This is a genomic window from Arthrobacter sp. T572, from assembly GCF_056780115.1.
The window spans coordinates 2,824,237-2,844,860 of sequence record NZ_JBRAZQ010000002.1; the positions used below are offsets into that span (position 1 = coordinate 2,824,237).

Here is a 20,624-nt window from a genome sequence, read left to right on the forward strand (position 1 = left end):
AAGTTTGCCCCGTGCCGGCCCCTAAGTCGAAACGGAATAGTTCTACAACACGTAGAAGTGATACAAATCACACTCTGGAGGGTTTCGGGTCCACCATGTCCGCCAACTGGGCCTGGGTGTCGGACACCACGGCGGCCAGGCCATTGCCTGCCAACCACCCGCCGACCACGGTCAAGCCGTTGGCTGCAGCGCACACTCGCCGCACCTCGGCAACCCGCTGTTTGTGACCGACCGCGGCAAAAGGCAACGCTCCATCCCACCGCACCACGTCCCAGTCCAGGACGTCGGCACCGGTGACCGGCACCGTCAGCAGGGCCGAGGCATCGGCAAGGGCCGCCGCCAGGAGTTCGTCGTCGGACAGGACCAGGTCCACCGCTTCTCCCCCGGCTTCTTCCCGCCGCCCGTATGAAAGCCGCAGCACGTGCGTTCCCGGACCGGCCTCTTCTGCCAACCAGTCCCACTTGGCGGTGGCATGGGTCAAAGCCTTCGCAGTGATTCCCGGCGTTTGGGGCGCTACCAGGATTCCGGTACCGCGCGGGCGGCCGTCGAGTTGGGGAAGGTCCACCACGATCGTGACCAGGCTGACCAGCGGCCCTGCCGCCGGCCGCAAGCCGGTCAGTTCCGGCAGGGCCTTCCCAAGAAGCCCGACGGCGGCGGGACCGTCGAGCGCCACGACGAGCCTGCCGGCGTCGTACGCGGATTCACCCGCGGTGACCCGCCAGCCCGTGGCTGTTTTGGCAATGCCGTCCACGCGCCGTCCGCTCAACAGCGACACGCCCCGGTCCCGCGCATCCTTGACGAGCGCCTCCACCAAGGTATTCATGCCGCCTTTCAAGCCGGCGACGGCGGAACCGGCCTTGGCGGGTGCCGGCCCCGACGCGGACGCAGCTTTGCGTTGCGCCGCCACGGCCGCCGCCAGGGAGCCGTGGACGCGAAGGCCCGTGCGCAGGCCCGGCGCCACCATGTCGACATCCAGCAAGGCGGGATCGGCGGAGTGGACACCACCAACAACCGGAACCACCAGTCGTTCGAGGACCCTCCGGCCCATACGCTGCCGGACCAGGGAAGCAACGCTGGTCACATCTTGTGAACTGCCAACGGACGCCGGAAGCCACCGGTCCAGGGAGGCCCGGAAGGCCCCGGCCCAGCCAAGGGACCTCCGGACTTCCGGATCCCAGGGATTCGCCGGGATACCCAGCACCCCCGTCTTGGGGAGTTCGCGGGGTCCATCGGGCAATTGCACCCACGCGCCGCCAGGATGCGGAGCGACGATGTTGTCCTGCAGCCCCAGTGCGGCGGCCAGATCCGCAACCACAGACGAGCGCGTCGAAAAAGACTCCGCCCCGCTGTCCAGGGCCAGGCCGGCCACCTCGTGCCGGCCGACACATCCGCCCCACGCCTCCGTCGCTTCGAGGACCGTCACGGCGTGTCCGGCCAGCGCCAGCTCCCGGGCAGCCACCAGGCCGGAGACTCCACCGCCTACCACGATGGCAGCAGGACGGGAAGGTGCGTGTCCCCCGCGCATCAGTCCTACTTGGCCGGGATGGAGTGGATGAGTTCCACCACGCGGGTCAGCACGGTGGGGTCGGTCTCCGGCGGTACGCCGTGTCCCAGGTTCAGGACATGGCCGGGCGCCTCGGAACCGGCCGCGATCACCTCGCGGACGTGGGCCTCCAGCACCTCCCACGGAGCGGACAAAAGGGCGGGATCGATGTTGCCCTGCAAGGGAACCGCGCCACCCAGGCGGCGGTTCGCCTCATCGAGCGGAAGCCGGTAGTCCACCCCCACGACGTCCACGCCGACATCGCGCATGGCTACCAGGAGCTCGGAGGTTCCCGTACCGAAGTGCACCAAGGGTGCACCCAGCCCGCGGACGTGTTCCAGGGCCCGCGTTGAAGCCGGGGCCACATACTTGGTGTAGTCTCCAAGGCCCAGCGAACCGGCCCACGAATCGAAGAGCTGTCCGGCGGAGGCACCCGCTTCCAGCTGTGCCTGCAGGAACAAACCCGATGCGTCCGCAGCCCAGGCGGCCAGCGCTGCCCAGGTTTCCGGGTCGGCGTGCATCATGGTCCGCGGTCCCAGGTGGTCGCGTGAAGGCCGGCCCTCCACCATGTAGGCAGCCAGCGTGAAGGGAGCACCGGCAAATCCGATCAGCGGCGTCTTGCCCAGCTGGGCAACGGTCAGTCGGACAGCCTCCCGGATAGGTTCAAGCGCTTCCCAGGTCAGCTGCGGAAGAGCCGCAACGTCCTCTGCAGTACGCACCGGCTTGTCCAGGACCGGCCCCACGCCCGGCACGATGTCCACTCCCACGCCTGCCAGCTTCAGCGGAATGACAATGTCCGAGAAGAAGATTGCGGCATCGACGTCGTGCCGACGGACCGGCTGCAGGGTGATTTCCGCCGCGAGTTCCGGTCGCAGGCAGGAGTCAAGCATGGCGACACCCTCGCGGACCTTGAGGTATTCGGGCAGGGAGCGGCCTGCCTGGCGCATGAACCACACCGGCCTGCGGGAGGGCGTTCCACCGCGGTAGGCGGTGATCAGCGGAGAGTCCGAAGTACGGCCGTCCACCAGCGGATGGTCGGCGCCGAGGATCCCCGCCGGGGCATTGATGGCCGTATTGTTGGAAGCTGCCGCGCTTGAAGTCATGCCTTCGATTGTGCCGAAAATCCGGGCTAAAAGATAACGACAGGCTGTCATGTACAGACCTGTCGGGCACCGGAGTGGCGCGGATCACCCTGCCCGGTGTCGATTCCCACTGCCGGGCATTGTTCTACCGAGCTACGAAAAAGCTATGATGGGGTTGCTGTGGTTCTTTTCTCATTGGTGGCTACACACGCCGACATCGATCTCGAAACCGTCGCTCAACTGAGCAACGGTTCTTCCGGGCTTGCCACTTCGGCCCTGTCCGGGTCTCCGGTGGTCTCCGGAACGGTGGTCCTGGCCACCTGCAACCGCTACGAAATCTATGGCGAAACGGCCAATGGCGCGGACCTTGAAGCCGCGCGCTCGGCCCTCGTTTCCCAGATCAGCGAGCTCAGCGGACTCAACGAGCAACTCGTCTCCCGCTCCTTCAGCACCAACACGGGGCCAGACGTCACCCGCCACCTCTTCGCCGTGAGCGCCGGCCTTGATTCCGCTGTGGTGGGCGAGCGTGAAATCGCCGGCCAGGTACGCCGTGCCCTGATCACCGCGCAGCAGGAGGGTACCGCCAGCTCCGGGCTGGTGCGGCTCTTCCAAGCGGCATCCAAGACCGCCAAGGACGTCGGGGCGCAGACTGCCCTGGGCTCACGCGGCCTGTCCATCGTGTCCGTGGCCCTGGACCTCGCAACGGATTTGTCGGACTCCGCGGATTGGTCCACCAAGAAAGTGGTCGTCTTCGGTACGGGCGCCTACGCCGGCGCCACCATGTCCCTGCTGCGTGAACGCGGCTGTACGGACATCTCGGTCTACTCCTCCTCCGGCCGCGCCGAAGGCTTCGTGGCCACCCGCGGCGGCACGGCCCTGGATGCCGACACCCTGCCCGTTGCCGTGGCTGCGGCGGATGTCATGATCGGCTGCAGCGGATCTGATACCCGCGTCGAAGCGGCAGACCTGGAGCGGGTCCGCGCCAACTCCGGCAAGCCGTTGATCGCGATCGACCTCGCCCTCACCCACGACTTCGACCCCGCCGTGGGGGAACTCGACGGAGTTGAACTCCTCACCCTGGAATCCGTGCGCCTCGCAGCGCCCCAGGAGCAGGCCGAGTCCCTGTCCCAGGCGAGCACGATCGTCAACACCGCTGCCCAGGCTTTCGAATCGGAGCGTGAATCGCGCTCGGTGGATTCGGCGATCGTGGCCCTGCGCCGCCACACCATGAACGTACTGGATTCCGAGATGGAAAAAGTGCGCGCCCGCCACGGCTGCACGGCTGCTGCCGAAGAAGTGGAGTTCGCCCTCCGCCGCATGGTCAAGCAGCTCCTCCATGTTCCCACCGTGCGGGCCAGGGAGCTTGCCGCCAAGGGCCAGCAGGACGACTATGTGGCAGCCCTCGAGGCACTCTACGGCATCCAGGTCGAGCAGCCCCAGGTTGCCGCGCCTGCCGCCGAATGCCCGGTAGACCACGAACAGCTGCGCTCCGAAAGCGCCTGAGAATCAGCGCCAGGCGCTGAATCGCTGCGCCTTGCTGCTGCGCGTTGCTGCTGCGTTGCTGCTGCGCGCTGCTACTGCGTTGCTGCGCCTGGCTGCCTGGTACACCGGCGGTGCCTAGTAGACCGGCTTGTACGGCTCCACGTCGCGCACCCAGGCGAGGATACCGCCGTCGAGATGGCTGACCCTGGTGTAGCCCGCCGTCCTGGCGGCCTCCAGCACGGCAGCCGAACGCGTGCCCGCCTTGCAGTGGAAGACGATGTCCCGGTCCTGCCGCAGATCCACCCACGCTTCGCCCGCGAGGATCCTGCCCTGCGGGATGAGCACGGAACCTTCGATGTTGACGATGCTGTGTTCCCCCGACTCCCGGACATCCACGAGGTCGAAGTCCCGCTCCCCCTCAGCACGCTCCTTCAGCATCCGTGACAGCTCCTCCGCGGAGACGGTGTGCTCCCGGTCCGTTTCTGCCGCGGGAGTGATGCCACAGAAAGCCTCATAGTCGGTCAGTTCGGTGATGGGCGCGGCTTCAGGGTCCTTGGAAACCTTGATTTCGCGCCAGCTTCCACCCAGGGCATCAAATAGCGCCACGCGCCCCAGCAAGGAACGTCCGACGCCGGTGATCAGCTTGACCGCTTCAGTCACCATGAGGGACCCCACGGCCGCGCACAGCATGCCGAACACTCCCCCTTCCCCGCAGGACGGCACTGAGCCGGCGGGCGGCGCCTCGGGATAGAGGTCGCGGTAGGTGGGGCCGTGCTCCGCCCAAAAGACACTGACCTGGCCGTCAAACCGGAAGATGGAACCCCATACGTAGGGCTTGCCCAGGATGGCAGCGGCGTCATTGACCAGATACCGCGTGGCGAAGTTGTCCGCGCCGTCCAGGATGAGGTCGTACTGGGCAAAAAGGTCCAGGGCGTTGGACGCGTCAAGCCTGAGATCGTGCAGAACCACGGTGACCAAGGGGTTCAGCTCCGCGATCGCGTTCCGTGCTGACTCAATTTTGGGCGAACCCACATCCTTGACCCCGTGGATCACCTGGCGCTGGAGGTTGCTCAAATCCACGACGTCGTCGTCCACGATTCCGAGGGTTCCCACGCCGGCTGCAGCCAGGTACAGCAGTGCCGGTGAACCCAGGCCGCCTGCCCCTATGACGAGGACTTTCGCATTCTTAAGCCTCCGTTGGCCCAGCGCGCCGATTTCCGGAATGATGAGATGCCGGGAGTAACGCTCCACCTCGGCCGGCGTCAGAGCGTCGGCCGGTTCAACAAGGGGCGGCAGGACGGCGGGCGCGGTGCGGGCAGCAGGAATTGAGGCCATACCCCAATGTATGCCTGCCGATGCCGCCCGGTCATATTACCCACGGGTACAGTGGTCATAACTGCAAGGGAAAGGCGGCAGACTGTGGCTGACGGCACACGGGCAAGCGACGGATCACCGGCTAAGCAGGAACGGAGCGGCACCACGCGTTCAGCGAGGTTGCCGCGGGATGAACGCCGCGCGCAGCTGCTCAATGCTGCCTTGGAAGTGTTCGTTTCCAATGGGTTCCATGGTGCTGCCATGGATGAAATCGCCGAGACCGCCCATGTGAGCAAGCCCGTCCTGTACCAACACTTTCCCTCCAAGCGCGAGCTTTACATGGCACTCCTGGACAGCCACCTGGCCGCGTTGACGGAACTGATGCTCACCGCCTTGAACTCCACCACGGACAACAAGGAACGCGTCAAGGCCGTGATGCGTGCGTACTACAAGTTCATCGCCGACGACGACCAGGCGCACCGCCTGGTGTTCGAATCGGACCTCATCAACGATCCCGACGTAAGTTCCCGGCTGGAAACGTTCAACAAGACCTTTGCCGACGCCGTGGCCCGCGTGATCGCGGAAGACACCAAACTGCCCCCTCTGGAGGCCCAGCTCCTGGGCCGGGGCCTGGCGGGAATGGCGCAGGTCAGCGCGCGTTACTGGCTGGAAACGGACGGGAACCTCGACCTCGATGTCGCCAGCGATCTGATCTATCGTTTAGCTTGGCGCGGAATCAGTCGATTCCCCAAAGAGTCCTAAGCTACAAATAGAGGACTGACTAAACTCTTGACTGGCTTGGAGGCCTTGCTGTGGAAGTAAAGATCGGCATTCAGAATGTTGGCCGCGAAATCGTGCTCGAATCCGCCCTCGATGCCGAGGCCGTCGCCAAGATCGTAGGGGAAGCTATCTCCAAGGGGTCTGACCTGCGTCTCACGGACGAGAAAGGCCGCCAGGTGATCGTTCCGGGCAGCGTCCTGGGATATGTGGAGATCGGCGCCGAGGAAGTCCGCCGCGTGGGCTTTGGCGCCCTCTAAAGCCACCGTTTCATAGCCAGCCGCAAGGAGAACCGATGCTGTCACTCGTCGTTGTGGTGCTAGCCACCGTTGCCACCGGCTTTATTGTGTGGGCCAATGACAAGCGCCACAGCAAGTACGGCATCGCGGTGCCGGCGGGCGTCGCTGCGGCTGCAGGTACGGTTGCCTGGATCATCTTCATCGCGTTCGGCCTGGGCTACCAGCCCGGCCTGACGTGGATCCCGTGGGTCCTCCCGATTGTGCTGGGCACGGCGGCAGCTGCGGGCGTAGCGGTCTTCCTGGGCCGGCAGCGGACAGCACACGACACTGCGGCCCTGACCAAGGCCCTCCGGCTCTAGGTCCCGGCAATGGCTGTGGCCACCACCCCTCGGGTGGTGGCCACAGCCGTTTGAGTCCCCGCCGCTGCAGGGAATGCAGCACCGGTCACAGGAACTCGGCACGGCCTTCCATGGCAGAGGACGCCAAAGCGTGCTCGCGCCGCGGTATACGGCCGGCACGCCGGGCGAGCCGGCCAGCCGCCACCGCATGCTTGAACGCCTCGCCCATCTGCGCAGGGTTTTGGGCCCTGGTAACAGCGGTAGCCAGCAGGACGGCGTCGCAGCCGAGTTCCATGGCCAGCGCCGCATCCGATGCCGTGCCAATGCCCGCATCCAGCACCACGGGAACGGAGGCACGGGACACGATCAGTTCGATGTTGTGCGGATTCAGGATGCCCAGTCCTGTCCCAATGGGCGATCCCAAAGGCATGACGGCCGTGGCTCCGAGGTTCTCCAGGCGCAGGGCAAGGACAGGATCATCGTTGGTATAGGCGAACACCTTGAAACCCCGGTTCACCAGTTGCTCCGTGGCATCCACCAGCTCCACTGCGTCCGGGAGGAGAGTGTGCTCGTCAGCGATGACCTCCAGCTTGACCCAATCGGTTTCCAGGGCTTCACGGGCCAGTTCGGCCGTCATCACCGCGTCTTTGGCAGTGAAGCATCCGGCCGTGTTGGGCAGTACGCGGATGCCGTTGTCCACCAGGAGCTGGAAAAGCGAGCCCGTCTCTGCCGGCGAGTACCGGCGCATGGCCACGGTGGTGAGCTCGGTGCCCGAGGCCAGGAGCGCCGCACCAAGTCCGTCCAGGCTCGGCGCCCCTCCGGTTCCCATGATGAGGCGGGACGAGAATCCGACTCCGTCTATGACCAGGGCGTCGTCGGTCCCGGTCTGCCGCGTATTGCCTGTGCTGGTGATGGTCATGCTCTCAGCCTCCCTGGACCGCAGTAACGAGTTCGAGTTCATCGCCGTCGGCCAGGGTCGTCGCGGCCCATTGGCTCCGCGGGACTACTTCGGAGTTGCGTGCGACGGCGACACCCAGCTTGCCGCCGTCGGCCGCCTGACCGCGGTGGTCCAAGGCGCGGCCGGTGACGTCGCTGACGAGGGTGCTGACGGATGCGTCGTCCGGCACTGAACGGGCAGTGCCATTGAGTTTGATGTTCATGCGGGTTCCTTGATCGACGTGCGTGGTGCGGGAGGAAGTTCATGCTGTGCAGTTGGCGCAAAACGGTCCGGTGCGAACCGCGACCAGCGCGGGTCGCTGGAGCCGCCCAGCAGCCCGCCCACGATCTTTGCCGCGACCGGGGTGAGGAGGACGCCGTGGCGGAAGAAGCCGGTGGCGATGACCAGTCCGGGAACCTCCCCGGTGCTGCCGGTCACCCGTCCCAGCAGGGGTGCGTTGTCCGGTGTGCCTGGCCGTGCACGTGCCGTGGCCTCGAGCAGCTCGAGTTCGGCGACGGCGGGCACCAGGACCTGGGCATCGCGAAGGAGCTGGTAGACACCTCCGGCTGAGACTGCGTTGGACGTGGCAGAAAGGTTGTCTTCGCGCTGCGTTGCCCCGATGACCACGGTCCCGTCGTCACGCGGGACGATGTAGACCGGGACCCCGCGCACCATTCCCCGGACCGTGGCTGTCACGAGCGGGCGCAGGTGCTCCGGCACGAGAAGCCGCAGGATATCCCCGTAGACGGGACGAACGGGAAGGGACAGCCCATCAGGGAGTCCGTCGAGCTTGGCGGCGCCGAGTCCGTTGGCCACCACCGTCTCCGCAGCCCGGACTTTTATGCCGGACTCCAGCCCCACACCCAACACCCGGTCCTCCTCGCGGAGCAACCGGGTTGCGGACTCCGTCACCAGGAAACCGTCGGCGGCCCCGGAGACCCAGGTCTGGTCTTCCGGAGAATGGGAGGCCAGGACCGACATCAGGCCGGCGGCCAGCCTCCGCGGGTCCACCTGGTGGTCGGAGGGGATATCGAAAGCACAGGAAATTTGCGGGCTCAAAAGCGGTTCGCGCTCCCGCGCTTCCCGCAGGGCCAGCGGCGCCACGGCCAATCCGGCCGCAAGCTGGGCGGACCGCAGATCGGTCAAGGCACGGCGGTCGGCAGCGTCGGCACCCACACCAAGTGTCGGCGTCGTGCAGTAACCGATGGCTGTTCCACGTCCGGCGAGGTCCGCCGCGAAAGCCGGCCACAACCGGGCTGATTCCAGCATGAGTTCCAGGAGGTCTTCCTCCTGGTAATGGAGTTCGCTGACGGGGGCGAGCATGCCTGCTGCTGCGAAAGTGGCCCCCGTGGCAGGTGCGGGATCGACCACCACCACCGAACGGCCGGCCGCCCGGGCCTCGTGCGCGATGCCCAATCCGATGATCCCGCCACCGATGACGATCACGTCTGCTTCAAGGTCCGGTGCTGTTTCCGGAACGGGCCGGGATACGACCATGTTTTTCCCTTCCCTACGCCGGTATTACCCGGATCAGGTCAAGCGGTCGGCGCTGAAGCCCTCTCAGCCGGGCAGTCATATGACGCTGCCACGGCTCCCGCAGTACGAGCCCAGTTTAGAGGAACTACTCTGGTTTCCATGACCCAGCCCAACGCCATTGCTTCTGCCCGCCTCTACCTGTGCACCGACGCACGCCAGGAGAAGGAGGACTTTGCGGACTTTGTGGACGCCGCCTTCGCCGGTGGCGTGGACATCATCCAGCTCCGGGACAAGTCCATGGAGGCCGGCCGGGAGCTGGAGCTCCTGGAGGTCCTCGGCAAGGCCGCTGCACGCCACGGAAAGTTGTGGGCGGTCAACGACCGGGCCGATGTTGCCAGTGTTTCCGGGGCTCCGGTCTTCCACATCGGCCAGAAGGACCTTCCGCTTCCGGCCGCCCGGCAGCTCCTGCCCGGTGCCGCGATAGGCCTCTCCACCCACACTCCGGAACAGGCCGATGCCGCCATCGCGGCGTCGCAGGTGCCGGGCGGGCTGGACTATTTCTGTGTCGGACCCGTATGGGCCACTCCCACAAAACCCGGTCGCGCGGCCGTTGGACTGGAGCTGGTCACATTTGCCGCAGAAGCAGTGGAACGTGCCCGCGGGAACGACGCCGCGGGCGCTGATCTGCCCTGGTTCGCCATCGGCGGGATCGACCTCGGCAACGTCGAGGACGTAGTGGCCGCAGGTGCCGCAAGGATCGTGGTGGTTCGCGCCATCACGGAGGCGGACGATCCGACGGCGGCGGCAAGGTCGCTGCTCGAGGCCCTCGACGCCGGCCGCTGACGGTCAGGGGGCCAGTCCCAGGCCCGACATCCTCTGTCCGTGCCCCGCTGCCAGGTCCGCAGTCAAGCGGCCCACCGCTTCCCGCGCCTCCCCGCCGGCCTTGAGCACGGGGCCCAGCCAGGGATGTTCCAGTCCCACCCGCTGTGCCTGCGTCAGTGCTTCCCCCACGAGCCTCCGTGCCCACAGCGCGAGTCGTGACGCGAGCCTGGGATCGTCGGCGAGCGCCTTCCGCAGCAGCATGCGGAGGGCCTCCGTGGCATGGTCGGCAGAAGCGACCTGGTGCACGACCACCTGTGTTCGGGCGTCGAGGAATCCTGCGACGGTACGGTAGAAGTCAGCCGAGACCGTATCGATGACGTAGGCCTTCATGACCGACTCGTACCAGTCGCCCGGCCGGGTGCGCTCATGGAAGTGGTCGAAGGACCGTTGGAATGGCAGCATGGCATCCTCGGGATCAACGCCCAACCCGGCGAGGTGGTCGCTGATCATGGCGAAGTTTCCGTAGGCTCCCACGGCAATCTTGCCCAGCATGGCCGCATCCCGCAGGGTGGGAGCATGCCGGGAGTCCGCGGACAGCCTCCCGAAGGCCGACAACTCCCCGTAGGCCATGGCCCCAAGGAGCTCGATCGCAAGGGTGCCAACTGGAGCATTGCTGTCCTGGGAAGTGCCCATGCTTCAAGACTATCGGCGGTTTTCGGGCTAATGTGACTTTCGTGTCACATCATCGGATAGCTCCCAACGTCGACGACTCCACGGACCAGCTTGCCGATGCCCTGGCTGCCTTGAGGACGGAGCTGGATCTTCCCCGGGAGTACCCGGCACCGGCTGTGGAGGAGGCCCGGCGCGCGGTGGAAGAGCACCGCTTGCCGGACCACGATCTGCGGCACGTTCCGTTCGTGACGATCGATCCTGCCAGCTCCACGGACCTTGACCAGGCCCTCTTCATCGAGCGCGACGGCGACGGCTACAAGGTCCTGTATGCCATAGCCGATGTGCCGTCCTTCGTTGCCCCTGGCGGTGCGTTGGACGCGGAGACCCGGCAGCGCGGCCAGACGTTCTATGCGCCCGATGGCCGGATCCCGCTGCACCCGGAGGTGATCAGCGAGAACGCCGGCAGCCTCCTGGCGAACCAGGACTGCAGTGCTTTCGTCTGGGACTTCAGGCTGGACCCGAACGGTGAGGTTGCTGGCACGTCCGTGTCACGGGCCGCCGTCCGCAGCCGCGCCAAGTTGAGCTACAAGGGCGCCCAGGAGCAGCTCGACGCCGGCACGGCGCCTGAGGTGCTTCGGCTCCTGAAGGAAGTGGGACTCAAGCGCGTCGAGCTGGAACGCCGGCGTGGCGGCGCCAGCCTCAACATGCCCGAGCAGGAGATTGTCCAGGCAACAGGCGGAGGTGGCTACCGGATTGCAGCCGCACCTTCGCTGCCGGTGGAAGACTGGAACGCCCAGATCTCCCTGATGACTGGCATGGCGGCAGCGCAGTTGATGCTGGAGGGCAAGGTAGGCATCCTGCGGACCATGCCCGCCCCGGATGAGCGCTCACTGCTGCACTTCAAGCGCCAGACGCAGGCCTTGGGAAAGCCGTGGGACGGCGGCATTACCTATGGTGAATACCTCCGCACGCTGGACGCGTCCGATCCGCGCCAGCTGGCAATCCTGCACTCGGCGGGCACGCTGTTCCGCGGCGCCGGCTACACGCCCTTCGACGGCGATGTCCCTGACGACGTCGTCCAGGCGGCCATCGGTGCGCCGTACGCGCATACGACTGCCCCGCTGCGCCGCCTGATAGACCGCTTTGTGCTGGTGATCTGCGAGGCCCTCAGCAACGGCCACGACATCCCGGACTGGGCACGCGAGGCGTTGCCTACCTTGCCGGAGATCATGGCAGCCTCAGACCAGCTCGCGGGACGGTTGGAGCGCCTGGCCCTGGACACGGTGGAAGCGGCCCTGGTGGCCAACCGGATCGGGGACGAATTCGACGCCGTGGTGATCTCGGGGTCAAAGCCGTCCAACGGGAACGGCAACAACGGGAACGGCAACGGCCCTTTCGGCACCATCCAGATCGCGGAACCTGCCGTGACGGCAAAGTGCGACGGCGAACTTGAGTCGGGCACCAAGGTCCGGGTCCGGCTGGTGAAGGCAGACATCGCGGCACGGGAAATCCGTTTCGAACTCCTGCCCTGAGGCAGTTCCGCGGCGGGAATACGCTTATGATCCGGGGTTTGGGGTCCGCAGAGGATAGACTGGGCCTGTAGTAATGGATGCCCGGTCGTTGATTCAGTCCTTTTCTTGAAATCAACAAGCCCGCCCCTACGCGATCTTGAGATGTACCAACTGGTCCCCAGTGCCAGTACTTAGATAGCCCGCGATCGGCTTCCACTGGAATTGCTTGTGCGCCCGTCCGTGCTCCGGTACGGCTTTGCGGCCGCCGTTGAGCGTGCAGCGCCAATGCCCAAATGAATAAGGAAACTCCCTGTGAGTGAATTGCACACCCATGAAGTCCTGACGGACGCCACCGGCACCGAGTCGATCGAGCCCGAGGAAACCATCACCTCGGACGAAGCTCCCCACGAGCTCGAAGAAAAGTCGTTCGCGGACTACAACGTCCGCGCCGACATCGTCGAGTCCCTGGCCGACGCCGGCATCACCCATCCCTTCCCCATCCAGGCCATGACCCTGCCCGTTGCACTCAGCGGACACGACATCATCGGCCAGGCAAAAACCGGAACGGGCAAGACCCTCGGCTTCGGCATTCCCGCGCTGCAGCGGGTCCTGGGACGCGACGACGCCGGTTATGACAAGCTCGCCGTGCCGGGAGCGCCACAGGCCCTGGTGATCGTTCCGACACGCGAATTGGCCGTGCAGGTAGCCAACGATCTCCAGACAGCGTCCCGCAAGCGCAACGCCCGCATCGCCACGATCTACGGTGGCAGGGCCTACGAGCCCCAGATCGAGGCCTTGCAGAAGGGCGTCGAGGTGGTCGTGGGCACGCCCGGCCGTTTGATCGACCTTTACAAGCAGCGCCATCTCAGCCTCAAGAACGTCAAGATCGTGGTCCTCGACGAAGCCGACGAAATGCTGGACCTGGGCTTCCTTCCCGATGTTGAAACCCTCATCGCCGGAACGCCCGCAGTGCGCCAGACGCTGCTGTTCTCCGCCACCATGCCCGGGCCTGTGATTGCCATGGCCCGCCGTTACATGACCCAGCCCACCCACATCCGGGCCGCTGATCCCAACGACGAAGGCATGACCAAGCGCGACATCCGCCAGCTTATCTACCGCGCGCACAGCCTTGACAAGACCGAGGTCGTGGCCCGCATCCTGCAGGCTAAGGGGCGCGGCCGGACCGTTATCTTCACCAAGACCAAGCGCACTGCCGCGAAGGTCGCCGAGGAGCTGGTGGATCGCGGCTTCGCTGCTGCCGCCATCCACGGAGACCTTGGGCAGGGCGCCCGCGAGCAAGCACTGCGCGCGTTCCGGAACAACAAGGTGGACGTGCTGGTGGCTACCGACGTCGCGGCCCGCGGCATCGACGTCGAGGACGTCACCCACGTCATCAACTACCAGTGCGTGGAGGACGAGAAGATCTACCTCCACCGCGTAGGCCGCACCGGCCGCGCAGGCAACAAGGGAACTGCCGTCACGTTCGTGGACTGGGATGACGTGCCCCGCTGGGCACTGATCAACAAGGCCCTTGGACTCAACGTTCCGGAGCCGGTGGAAACCTACTCGTCCTCGCCGCACCTGTACACGGACCTCGACATTCCCGAAGGCACCAAGGGACGCCTGCCGCGCAGCCGGCGCACCCTGGCCGGCGTTGACGCCGAAGTCCTCGAGGACCTCGGCGAGACCGGCAAGAAGAACTCCCGTTCCGGTGGTTCGGGCCGCGGCGGAACCCGGGGCCGCAGCCGTAGCCGGTCTGACGAAAACCGCAGCGAAACCCAGGGCGAGGGCGGTCGCAACCGCACGCGCCGCGGTCGTACGTCCGATGCCGAAACAGCCCCGGCTGCCGGTCCTTCCGAGGCATCGGCTGCCGCTGCGGAAACCAAGCCCGCCCGCACGCGCCGTCCCCGCACCCGCCGCCGCAACGGCGAGGTTGTCTCCGGCGAGCAGAAGAGCACGGCGTCCGGCAACGGCGAGGCCTAAAGCCTTCAATGACTGACACTGTTTGGGCGCCGGACGGCGGCAACCTGGTGGTACACGCAGACAACGCGGACTTCCTCCCCACGCTGCCGGACGGCGCCTTCACACTCATCTACGTGGACCCTCCCTTCAACACAGGAAGGGTCCAGCGCCGCCAGGAGACGCGCATGGTCCGTAACGCGGACGGCGACGGCGACAGGGTCGGCTTCAAGGGCCGCTCCTACGACACCATCAAGGGCGCACTCCACAGCTACGATGACGCCTTCAGCGACTACTGGTCCTTTTTGGAGCCGAAGCTCGTAGAGGCGTGGCGCCTGCTGTCCGAAGACGGCACCCTGTACCTGCACCTGGACTACCGGGAAGTCCACTATGCCAAAGTGATGCTGGATGCGATCTTCGGCCGCGAGTGCTTCCTGAATGAAATCATCTGGGCCTACGATTACGGGGCGCGGGCAAAAAACCGTTGGCCCACCAAGCACGACAACATCCTGGTGTACGTCAAGAACCCGGCCAAGTACCACTTCGACAACTCCGAAGTCGACCGTGAACCCTACATGGCACCGGGACTGGTGACGCCTGCCAAGCGCGAACTCGGCAAGCTTCCCACCGACGTATGGTGGCACACCATCGTCTCCCCTACCGGGCGTGAAAAAACCGGCTACCCCACCCAGAAGCCCGAAGGCCTCGTCCGACGGATCGTCTCGGCCTCAAGCCGCAAGGGCGACTGGTGCCTGGACTTCTTCGCGGGCTCCGGAACCTTGGGGGCTGTCGCTGCGAAACTGGGCAGGAACTTCGTCTGCGTCGATCAGAACGAGCAGGCGATCGACGTCATGCGCAAGCGGCTGGGAAGCAAGGCCCTGTTCCACTCCCCGTCCGCAACAGCCCAGGACCAGCTGGGCGCTACTTCCTAGCGGACCACCCGGCTGCCGGTGGCCAACTCCTCGATGCGGGCGAGCGCGTCCGGCGAGGTCAGGTTCTCCCCCAACAGGTTCGGTTTGCCCGCCCCGTGGTAGTCCGACGAACCGGTGACCAGGAGGTCGTGCTCGGCGGCCAGCTTCCGGAGGAACAGCCGGCCTTCCTCCGGATTGTCCCGGTGCTCGATCTCCAGGCCCATGAGCCCGGCGTCGATCATCTCTTTGTACGTCTTCTCCCCCACGATGCGTCCCCGGGACGAAGCCACCGGATGGGCGAAGACCGGAACTCCGCCTGCGGCGCGGACAAGCCCGACGGCGAGGGCCGGGTCAGGAGCGTAATGCTGTACGAAGTACCGCGAGTGGGACGTGAGGATCGTGGCAAAGGCTTCCGAACGGTCGGAGACCACGCCTGCGGCGACCAAGGCATCGGCGATGTGCGGGCGCCCCACAGTGGCACCCGGGGCAACGTGGTGGATCACGTCATCCCACGTGAGCGGATAATCTTCCGACAGCAGGGTGACCATCCGCTCGGCGCGCGTCAGCCGTGCGTCCTTTGATTTGGTGATTTCTTCCAGCAGTCCGGGGTGGTCGGGATCGTGCAGGTAGCTGAGCAGATGGACGCTGATTCCCTGTTCCGTGCGGCAGGAAATCTCCATTCCGGGGACGAACACCACTCCGTGCCTGCCCGCCGCCTCGGCTGCTTCGTTCCACCCGTCCGTGGAGTCGTGGTCGGTCAAGGCCACCACGTCAAGGCCGGCGGAGGCCGCCGAGGCAATGACACCGGCCGGGGCTTCGGTTCCGTCGGAAACATTGGAGTGCGCATGCAGGTCAATCCTCACTTCCCCAGCCTAGGGGATGCGGACCGGCAAGGAGCGCAGCGCCGTTGGCCTCCTTCCTGAACTGGTGGGACGATGTAACGGTGAATGTTGCCGAAAACACCCAAAACATGGACTCCACAAATTCCCAGCCCCTGCAGGAACGCGTCAACAACCGTTCCCAGCGGCCCACGTCAGATGCCTTCAAGGCATTCATGGCCAGCAACTGGGCGCCCGCTCCGCAGGTGACCCCTGCGCGCGACGCCGTTGCGGACCACGCCGCCCGCCGCCGTCGTTCCATCTCCGAACTGTTCAAGGGCGAACGGCTCGTCATCCCCGCCGGTCCCCTGAAGGTCCGCTCCAACGACTGCGACTACCGTTTCCGCCCGCATTCCGGATTCGCGCACCTCACCGGCCTGGGACTGGACCACGAACCCGACGCTGTCCTGATCCTCGAGCCCGTGGCTGAGGGCAAGGGCGACGACGGCGGCCACCACACGGCCACCCTGTACTTCCGTCCGCTGGCCGGCCGGGACACCGAACAGTTCTACGCCGACTCCCGTGCGGGTGAGTTCTGGATCGGCCCACGCCCCACGCTCGCCGAGTTCGAGGCCCGCCTCGGCCTGCCCACGGCCCATATTTCCGAACTTGAGGTGGCCATCACCAAGAACGTCGGCGCGCCTGAAATCGGGGGCATCTCCATCCGCCTGGTCCGCAAGGTGGATGAAAACATCGACGCCCTGGTGGACACTGCTCGTTACAACACGGCCAAGGATCCCGAGAACCTGGACCTGGGTGAACTCGATGCCCTGGACGAAAAGCTCTCCGAAGCACTCTCCGAACTCCGCCTGATCAAGGACGAGTGGGAGATCGAGCAGATGAAGACCGCCGTTGCGGCAACCGTGGAGGGCTTCGCGGACGTGGTCCGGGCACTGCCCCGCGCCCTCACGCACAAGCGTGGCGAACGCGTGGTGGAAGGTGCGTTCTTTGCGCGTGCCCGTGAAGAAGGCAACGAGCTCGGCTACGACACCATCGCAGCATGCGGCAACAACGCCACTGTGCTGCACTGGAACAGGAATACCGGCACGGTCAATGCCGGGGAGCTCCTGCTCCTGGACGCCGGGGTGGAAGCCGACTCCCTCTACACCGCCGATGTCACCCGGACGCTGCCCGCAAACGGCTCCTTCACGGATATCCAGCGCAAGGTCTACGAGGCTGTCCTGGATGCCGCCGACGCCGGATTCGCCGCAGCCCGGCCAGGCGTCCGCTTCCGGGACATCCACACGGCGGCCACCACTGTGCTCGCCGAGCGCCTGGCCGAATGGGGCCTGTTGCCCGTGTCCGTGGAAGAAGCCATCAGCCCCGAAGGCCAGCAGCACCGCCGGTGGATGCCGCACGGTACCAGCCACCACCTGGGCCTGGATGTCCACGACTGTGCGCAGGCCAAACGGGAGCTCTACCTGGACGGCATCCTCACCGAGGGCATGGTCTTCACCATCGAGCCAGGTCTCTACTTCAAGGCCGAAGACCTCGCTATCCCCGAGGAATACCGTGGCATCGGTGTCCGCATCGAAGACGACATCCTGATGACCGCGAACGGACCGGTCAACCTCAGCGCCGCGCTGCCGCGCAAGGCCGACGACGTCGAGTCGTGGATGGCCGGCATCTACCACGAAGCCCAGGGCTGAGTTCCTTCATCTCCGCCGCATCATGCGGCAACAGCAAAGGCCACCGGATATCCGGTGGCCTTTGCTGTTAAGCCTGGTGCCTGGTGGCCAAGCCTGGTGCCTACTGTTAAGCCTGGTGCCGGGGAGCCTCGCCGTCGCCGGACTCCTGGCCGCTGTCCTGCGACGGGGGGTTCTGGCCCTCCGTGACCCGTACACCGTACTGCGGACGGCCGTCCGGCAAGTCCGGATAACGCATGGAGGACGGAGCCGGGGTTGCCTGCCCGTTCACGGCGCTGGAACCTGAAGGCTGCGGGGCGGTGTTTCCTGCACCCTGGCCCTGCTGGCCCTGCCCGCGCTGGTCCTGGCCGTGCTGGTCCTGGCCGCGCTGGCCGTAAGGATCGTTCCAGGTCGAGGGACGCTCCGGTGCCTGCCCGGGCTGCTGGAAGTTCTGCGGGTTGTAGTGGTGGGCCTGTCCGGCCGCCGCCTGGGACGGGTTCATGGGCAGTTGCTGGAGAAGGCGCCGGGCCTCGTGCGCTGCCTCAAAGGAAACAATGACGTCGTAGTTGGTGGCCACCACCTGGCTGGTGGACGTGAAATCCCTCTTACCGCGCTGGGTGGCGTAGGTGACGATGCCGAACAGCATGAAGAAAGCAGCACCCATCAGGACCGAAGTGATGATGGAGAAGGGACCACCGGACGGGGCGAAGAAGGACAACATCACGCCCACGAACAAGCCGAACCACATGCCGCTCAATGCGCCGGACAAGGCAACCCGCGGGTAGCTCAGGCGGCCCGTGACCCGCTCCACCATTTTGAGGTCGTTTCCAACGATCGACACCATCTGCACCGGGAACTGCTGGTCCGCCAGGTAGTCCACCGCCTTCTGGGCATCCAAATAGGAGGTGTACGAGCCTACCGTGTCTCCTTGGGGGACGCTGCGGGATTCCTCAACTGCTTTGGGGGCACCAAAAATGTTCGACATAGCCCCATTCTGTCGCATGGACATGTGAAGCGGCTGGAATTCAGCTAAAAGAGAGCAGACTCGGTAGATTGTAAACATGAGCACACATCCCTCCCGCGTCTTTGTCGCGCGCCTGCTCGGCCTGGACGTCTTCGACCCCTTGGGCGATCGTCTTGGCCGCCTGCGCGACGTCGTGGTGCTTTCAAGAGGGACCCGCGGAGCGCCGCATGTGGTGGGCATCGTGGTGGAAGTGCCCGGCAAGAAACGCGTGTTCGTACCGATGACCCGCATTACGTCGATCGACCAGACCCAGATCATCTGCACCGGACTGGTCAACCTGCGACGCTTTGAACAGCGCGGCGCCGAAACCCTGGTGGTGGCCGAGATGTTCGACCGCCGGGTGACCCTGGCCGATGGCAGCGGTGACGCCACGATCGAAGACATCGCCATGGACCAGCACCGCTCCAAGGACTGGTTCGTCAGCAAACTCTTCGTCCGCCGGGGCCATTCCTTCTCGGCCCTCAGCCGGCTCAGGCGCAACGAAACCCTGATCATCGACTGGGCCGATGCCCAAACGGGTGCCCGCAACGAGCCCCAGGCCGCCACACAGTTCGTGGCAACCCATGAGGACCTCAAGCCCGCCGACTTCGCTGAAGCCCTGCAGGAAATGAGCGACAAACGCCGCTTCGAAGTAGCCAGCGAACTGCAGGACGAGCGCCTTGCCGACGTCCTCCAGGAGCTCCCTGAAGATGACCAGGTGGAAATCCTCTCCGCCCTGGACGTGGAGCGCGCTGCCGACGTGCTGGAAGAGATGGACCCCGACGACGCCGCCGACCTCCTGGCCGAACTGCCCTCTGCGCAGGCTGAAGAACTCCTCCAGCTCATGGAACCGCAGGAAGCCGAGGATGTCCGCAGGCTCCTGGAGTACGACGAAGACACCGCCGGTGGCCTGATGACCCCGGTGCCGGTCATCCTTCCTCCGGAAGCCACGGTTGCCGAAGCCCTCGCCCACGTCCGGCGCGAGGAACTCTCCCCCGCCCTCGCTTCCTCCATCTTTATTACCCGGCCACCGCTGGAGACTCCCACCGGGCGGTTCCTGGGCGTGGTCCACATCCAGCAGCTCCTGCGGTTTCCACCCCCTGAACCGCTGGGCAACCTCGTGGACAAGAACCTGGAACCGGTGTCGGACCAGGCCCACATCAGCGAAGTAGCCCGGACCCTGGCCACGTACAACCTCAACTCGCTGCCCGTCGTCGACGATGACGGCCGTCTTGTGGGGGCGGTGACTGTTGATGACGTGCTGGATCACCTGTTGCCGGATGACTGGCGCGCCCACGAGGACGACGCCCCTGTAAGGAAACTCGGAGGCCGCATTGGCTGAGAACAACGCCCCCCGTTCCCCCAAAGCCCCGGGCCGCTCCACCAGCAGCCTTGACACTCCGCTGAGCGGACGCAAACGCATCCTGCCCAAGTTCTCGCCGAACCCGGACGCCTTTGGCATCGCCACCGAGGGCTTTGCCCGGTTCATGGGAACGCCGCAGTTCCTGCTGTACATGACGATCTTCTGCGTGTTCTGGCTGGCGTGGAACACCTTCGCGCCTACAGACTGGCAGTTCGACCGGGTGGAGCTCGGTTTCACCCTCCTGACGCTCATGCTGTCCCTCCAGGCCTCCTACGCTGCTCCGCTGCTGCTGTTGGCCCAGAACCGCCAGGACGACCGCGACCGTGTGTCCCTGCAGCAGGACCGCCAGCGCGCGGAGCGCAACCTGTCCGATACCGAATACCTCACCCGCGAACTCGCGTCCCTCCGCATCGCCCTCCGCGAAGTCGCAACCCGAGACTACGTCCGGGCCGAACTCCGGAGCCTCCTGGAGGACATCATCGAGGCCCAGGAAGAACTGCGGGACGGCGAATCCACGACCGAGGGCCAGGAATCCACCGCGGACAAAGTCAAGGAACGGCTGAAGGACAAGCGCGACAAATCACGGGGACCCCGCACGCAGCAGATCCCCAAAGTCAGGCCGCCGCGCGCACGGCCCGACTCCTCCGGCACCAAGCCGGCCACACCCGAAAACCCCGAAAGCCGAGCCTGAC

Annotated in this window: 20 protein-coding genes and 1 riboswitch; of the genes, 11 read left to right on the forward strand and 9 right to left on the reverse strand. The window is 65.7% G+C overall.

Annotation, left to right across the window (positions count from 1 at the left end; genetic code table 11):
• Positions 1-67: 67 nt before the first annotated feature.
• Complete coding sequence (hemG, locus tag ACUYMZ_RS14220) at positions 68-1,525, reverse strand: protoporphyrinogen oxidase (protein ID WP_481603988.1); 1,458 nt, start codon at positions 1,523-1,525, stop codon at positions 68-70.
• A gap of 5 nt (positions 1,526-1,530) precedes the next feature.
• Positions 1,531-2,646, reverse strand: coding sequence for a uroporphyrinogen decarboxylase (gene hemE / locus ACUYMZ_RS14225; protein WP_481603990.1), 1,116 nt, complete (start codon positions 2,644-2,646; stop codon positions 1,531-1,533).
• 159 nt (positions 2,647-2,805) lie between these two features.
• Between hemE and ACUYMZ_RS14230 the strand changes: the two genes are divergently transcribed.
• Positions 2,806-4,128: a glutamyl-tRNA reductase gene (locus ACUYMZ_RS14230; RefSeq protein WP_426003410.1), complete on the forward strand. Its 1,323-nt coding sequence runs from the start codon at positions 2,806-2,808 to the stop codon at positions 4,126-4,128.
• A gap of 114 nt (positions 4,129-4,242) precedes the next feature.
• Here the strand turns inward: ACUYMZ_RS14230 and moeB are convergent, their stop codons facing one another.
• Positions 4,243-5,442: a molybdopterin-synthase adenylyltransferase MoeB gene (moeB, locus tag ACUYMZ_RS14235; RefSeq protein WP_426003411.1), complete on the reverse strand. Its 1,200-nt coding sequence runs from the start codon at positions 5,440-5,442 to the stop codon at positions 4,243-4,245.
• Positions 5,443-5,448: 6 nt separating this feature from the next.
• Between moeB and ACUYMZ_RS14240 the strand changes: the two genes are divergently transcribed.
• From ACUYMZ_RS14240 to ACUYMZ_RS14250, 3 genes are read left to right on the forward strand one after another with little or no spacing between them, the layout of a single operon-like run.
• On the forward strand, positions 5,449-6,183 hold the full coding sequence (locus ACUYMZ_RS14240) for a TetR/AcrR family transcriptional regulator (RefSeq protein WP_426003413.1): 735 nt from the start codon (positions 5,449-5,451) through the stop codon (positions 6,181-6,183).
• A gap of 50 nt (positions 6,184-6,233) precedes the next feature.
• Complete coding sequence (locus ACUYMZ_RS14245) at positions 6,234-6,458, forward strand: DUF3107 domain-containing protein (protein WP_426003415.1); 225 nt, start codon at positions 6,234-6,236, stop codon at positions 6,456-6,458.
• A 35-nt stretch (positions 6,459-6,493) separates the two neighbouring features.
• Entirely contained in the window at positions 6,494-6,796 is a 303-nt protein-coding gene (locus tag ACUYMZ_RS14250; protein ID WP_426003416.1) for a hypothetical protein, read from the forward strand.
• An 85-nt stretch (positions 6,797-6,881) separates the two neighbouring features.
• Here the strand turns inward: ACUYMZ_RS14250 and ACUYMZ_RS14255 are convergent, their stop codons facing one another.
• The 3 genes from ACUYMZ_RS14255 to thiO all read right to left on the reverse strand — a co-directional run bounded on the left by ACUYMZ_RS14255 (position 6,882) and on the right by thiO (position 9,209).
• Complete coding sequence (locus tag ACUYMZ_RS14255; RefSeq protein ID WP_426003417.1) at positions 6,882-7,694, reverse strand: thiazole synthase; 813 nt, start codon at positions 7,692-7,694, stop codon at positions 6,882-6,884.
• A gap of 4 nt (positions 7,695-7,698) precedes the next feature.
• Positions 7,699-7,935, reverse strand: a complete 237-nt coding sequence (gene thiS, locus ACUYMZ_RS14260; protein WP_481603994.1) for a sulfur carrier protein ThiS — start codon at positions 7,933-7,935, stop codon at positions 7,699-7,701.
• Entirely contained in the window at positions 7,932-9,209 is a 1,278-nt protein-coding gene (gene thiO, locus ACUYMZ_RS14265; RefSeq protein ID WP_481603996.1) for a glycine oxidase ThiO, read from the reverse strand. Before thiO ends, thiS begins: the two co-directional genes overlap by 4 nt.
• Positions 9,203-9,320: riboswitch (TPP riboswitch) on the reverse strand. Its footprint overlaps the gene before it by 7 nt.
• Before the next feature lie 27 nt (positions 9,321-9,347).
• Here thiO and thiE point away from each other — a divergent pair.
• Complete coding sequence (gene thiE / locus ACUYMZ_RS14270) at positions 9,348-10,031, forward strand: thiamine phosphate synthase (RefSeq protein WP_481603998.1); 684 nt, start codon at positions 9,348-9,350, stop codon at positions 10,029-10,031.
• A 3-nt stretch (positions 10,032-10,034) separates the two neighbouring features.
• Here the strand turns inward: thiE and ACUYMZ_RS14275 are convergent, their stop codons facing one another.
• Positions 10,035-10,703: a ferritin-like fold-containing protein gene (locus ACUYMZ_RS14275; protein WP_481604000.1), complete on the reverse strand. Its 669-nt coding sequence runs from the start codon at positions 10,701-10,703 to the stop codon at positions 10,035-10,037.
• Positions 10,704-10,744: 41 nt separating this feature from the next.
• Between ACUYMZ_RS14275 and ACUYMZ_RS14280 the strand changes: the two genes are divergently transcribed.
• The 3 genes from ACUYMZ_RS14280 to ACUYMZ_RS14290 all read left to right on the forward strand — a co-directional run bounded on the left by ACUYMZ_RS14280 (position 10,745) and on the right by ACUYMZ_RS14290 (position 15,084).
• Positions 10,745-12,214 carry an RNB domain-containing ribonuclease gene (locus ACUYMZ_RS14280; protein WP_481604002.1) on the forward strand — a complete coding sequence of 490 codons (1,470 nt, stop codon included), beginning with the start codon at positions 10,745-10,747 and terminating at the stop codon, positions 12,212-12,214.
• Positions 12,215-12,505: 291 nt separating this feature from the next.
• A complete protein-coding gene (locus ACUYMZ_RS14285; protein WP_481604004.1) occupies positions 12,506-14,176 on the forward strand; it encodes a DEAD/DEAH box helicase in 1,671 nt (556 codons plus the stop codon).
• Between the two features lie 8 nt (positions 14,177-14,184).
• Positions 14,185-15,084 (forward strand): DNA-methyltransferase, encoded by a 900-nt coding sequence (locus ACUYMZ_RS14290; RefSeq protein ID WP_426003430.1) that lies wholly within the window; start codon positions 14,185-14,187, stop codon positions 15,082-15,084.
• Here ACUYMZ_RS14290 and ACUYMZ_RS14295 read toward each other — a convergent pair.
• Positions 15,081-15,926 (reverse strand): PHP domain-containing protein, encoded by an 846-nt coding sequence (locus ACUYMZ_RS14295; protein ID WP_481604006.1) that lies wholly within the window; start codon positions 15,924-15,926, stop codon positions 15,081-15,083. The genes ACUYMZ_RS14290 and ACUYMZ_RS14295 overlap by 4 nt on opposite strands.
• A gap of 80 nt (positions 15,927-16,006) precedes the next feature.
• On the opposite strand from ACUYMZ_RS14295, the gene ACUYMZ_RS14300 reads away from it, so the two are divergent.
• Positions 16,007-17,590, forward strand: a complete 1,584-nt coding sequence (locus ACUYMZ_RS14300; protein WP_426007580.1) for an aminopeptidase P family protein — start codon at positions 16,007-16,009, stop codon at positions 17,588-17,590.
• Positions 17,591-17,696: 106 nt separating this feature from the next.
• On the opposite strand, the gene ACUYMZ_RS14305 is transcribed toward ACUYMZ_RS14300, so the two are convergent.
• Entirely contained in the window at positions 17,697-18,551 is an 855-nt protein-coding gene (locus ACUYMZ_RS14305) for a YflT domain-containing protein (RefSeq protein WP_481604008.1), read from the reverse strand.
• Between the two features lie 76 nt (positions 18,552-18,627).
• On the opposite strand from ACUYMZ_RS14305, the gene ACUYMZ_RS14310 reads away from it, so the two are divergent.
• Both ACUYMZ_RS14310 and ACUYMZ_RS14315 read left to right on the forward strand, forming a co-directional pair.
• Positions 18,628-19,911, forward strand: coding sequence for a magnesium transporter (locus tag ACUYMZ_RS14310; protein ID WP_426003434.1), 1,284 nt, complete (start codon positions 18,628-18,630; stop codon positions 19,909-19,911).
• Positions 19,904-20,623 carry a DUF1003 domain-containing protein gene (locus ACUYMZ_RS14315; RefSeq protein ID WP_426003435.1) on the forward strand — a complete coding sequence of 240 codons (720 nt, stop codon included), beginning with the start codon at positions 19,904-19,906 and terminating at the stop codon, positions 20,621-20,623. Before ACUYMZ_RS14310 ends, ACUYMZ_RS14315 begins: the two co-directional genes overlap by 8 nt.
• Position 20,624 lies beyond the last annotated feature (1 nt).

Excerpts from the sequence above, each read along its gene's own strand:
- hemG (WP_481603988.1), bottom strand. The coding sequence starts at position 1,525 with ATGCGCGGGGGACACGCACCTTCCCGTCCTGCTGCCATCGTGGTAGGC.
- hemE (WP_481603990.1), bottom strand. The coding sequence starts at position 2,646 with ATGACTTCAAGCGCGGCAGCTTCCAACAATACGGCCATCAATGCCCCG.
- moeB (WP_426003411.1), bottom strand. The coding sequence starts at position 5,442 with ATGGCCTCAATTCCTGCTGCCCGCACCGCGCCCGCCGTCCTGCCGCCC.
- ACUYMZ_RS14240 (WP_426003413.1), top strand. The coding sequence starts at position 5,449 with ATGTATGCCTGCCGATGCCGCCCGGTCATATTACCCACGGGTACAGTG.
- ACUYMZ_RS14250 (WP_426003416.1), top strand. The coding sequence starts at position 6,494 with ATGCTGTCACTCGTCGTTGTGGTGCTAGCCACCGTTGCCACCGGCTTT.
- ACUYMZ_RS14255 (WP_426003417.1), bottom strand. The coding sequence starts at position 7,694 with ATGACCATCACCAGCACAGGCAATACGCGGCAGACCGGGACCGACGAC.
- thiS (WP_481603994.1), bottom strand. The coding sequence starts at position 7,935 with ATGAACATCAAACTCAATGGCACTGCCCGTTCAGTGCCGGACGACGCA.
- thiO (WP_481603996.1), bottom strand. The coding sequence starts at position 9,209 with ATGGTCGTATCCCGGCCCGTTCCGGAAACAGCACCGGACCTTGAAGCA.
- thiE (WP_481603998.1), top strand. The coding sequence starts at position 9,348 with ATGACCCAGCCCAACGCCATTGCTTCTGCCCGCCTCTACCTGTGCACC.
- ACUYMZ_RS14275 (WP_481604000.1), bottom strand. The coding sequence starts at position 10,703 with ATGGGCACTTCCCAGGACAGCAATGCTCCAGTTGGCACCCTTGCGATC.
- ACUYMZ_RS14290 (WP_426003430.1), top strand. The coding sequence starts at position 14,185 with ATGACTGACACTGTTTGGGCGCCGGACGGCGGCAACCTGGTGGTACAC.
- ACUYMZ_RS14305 (WP_481604008.1), bottom strand. The coding sequence starts at position 18,551 with ATGTCGAACATTTTTGGTGCCCCCAAAGCAGTTGAGGAATCCCGCAGC.
- ACUYMZ_RS14310 (WP_426003434.1), top strand. The coding sequence starts at position 18,628 with ATGAGCACACATCCCTCCCGCGTCTTTGTCGCGCGCCTGCTCGGCCTG.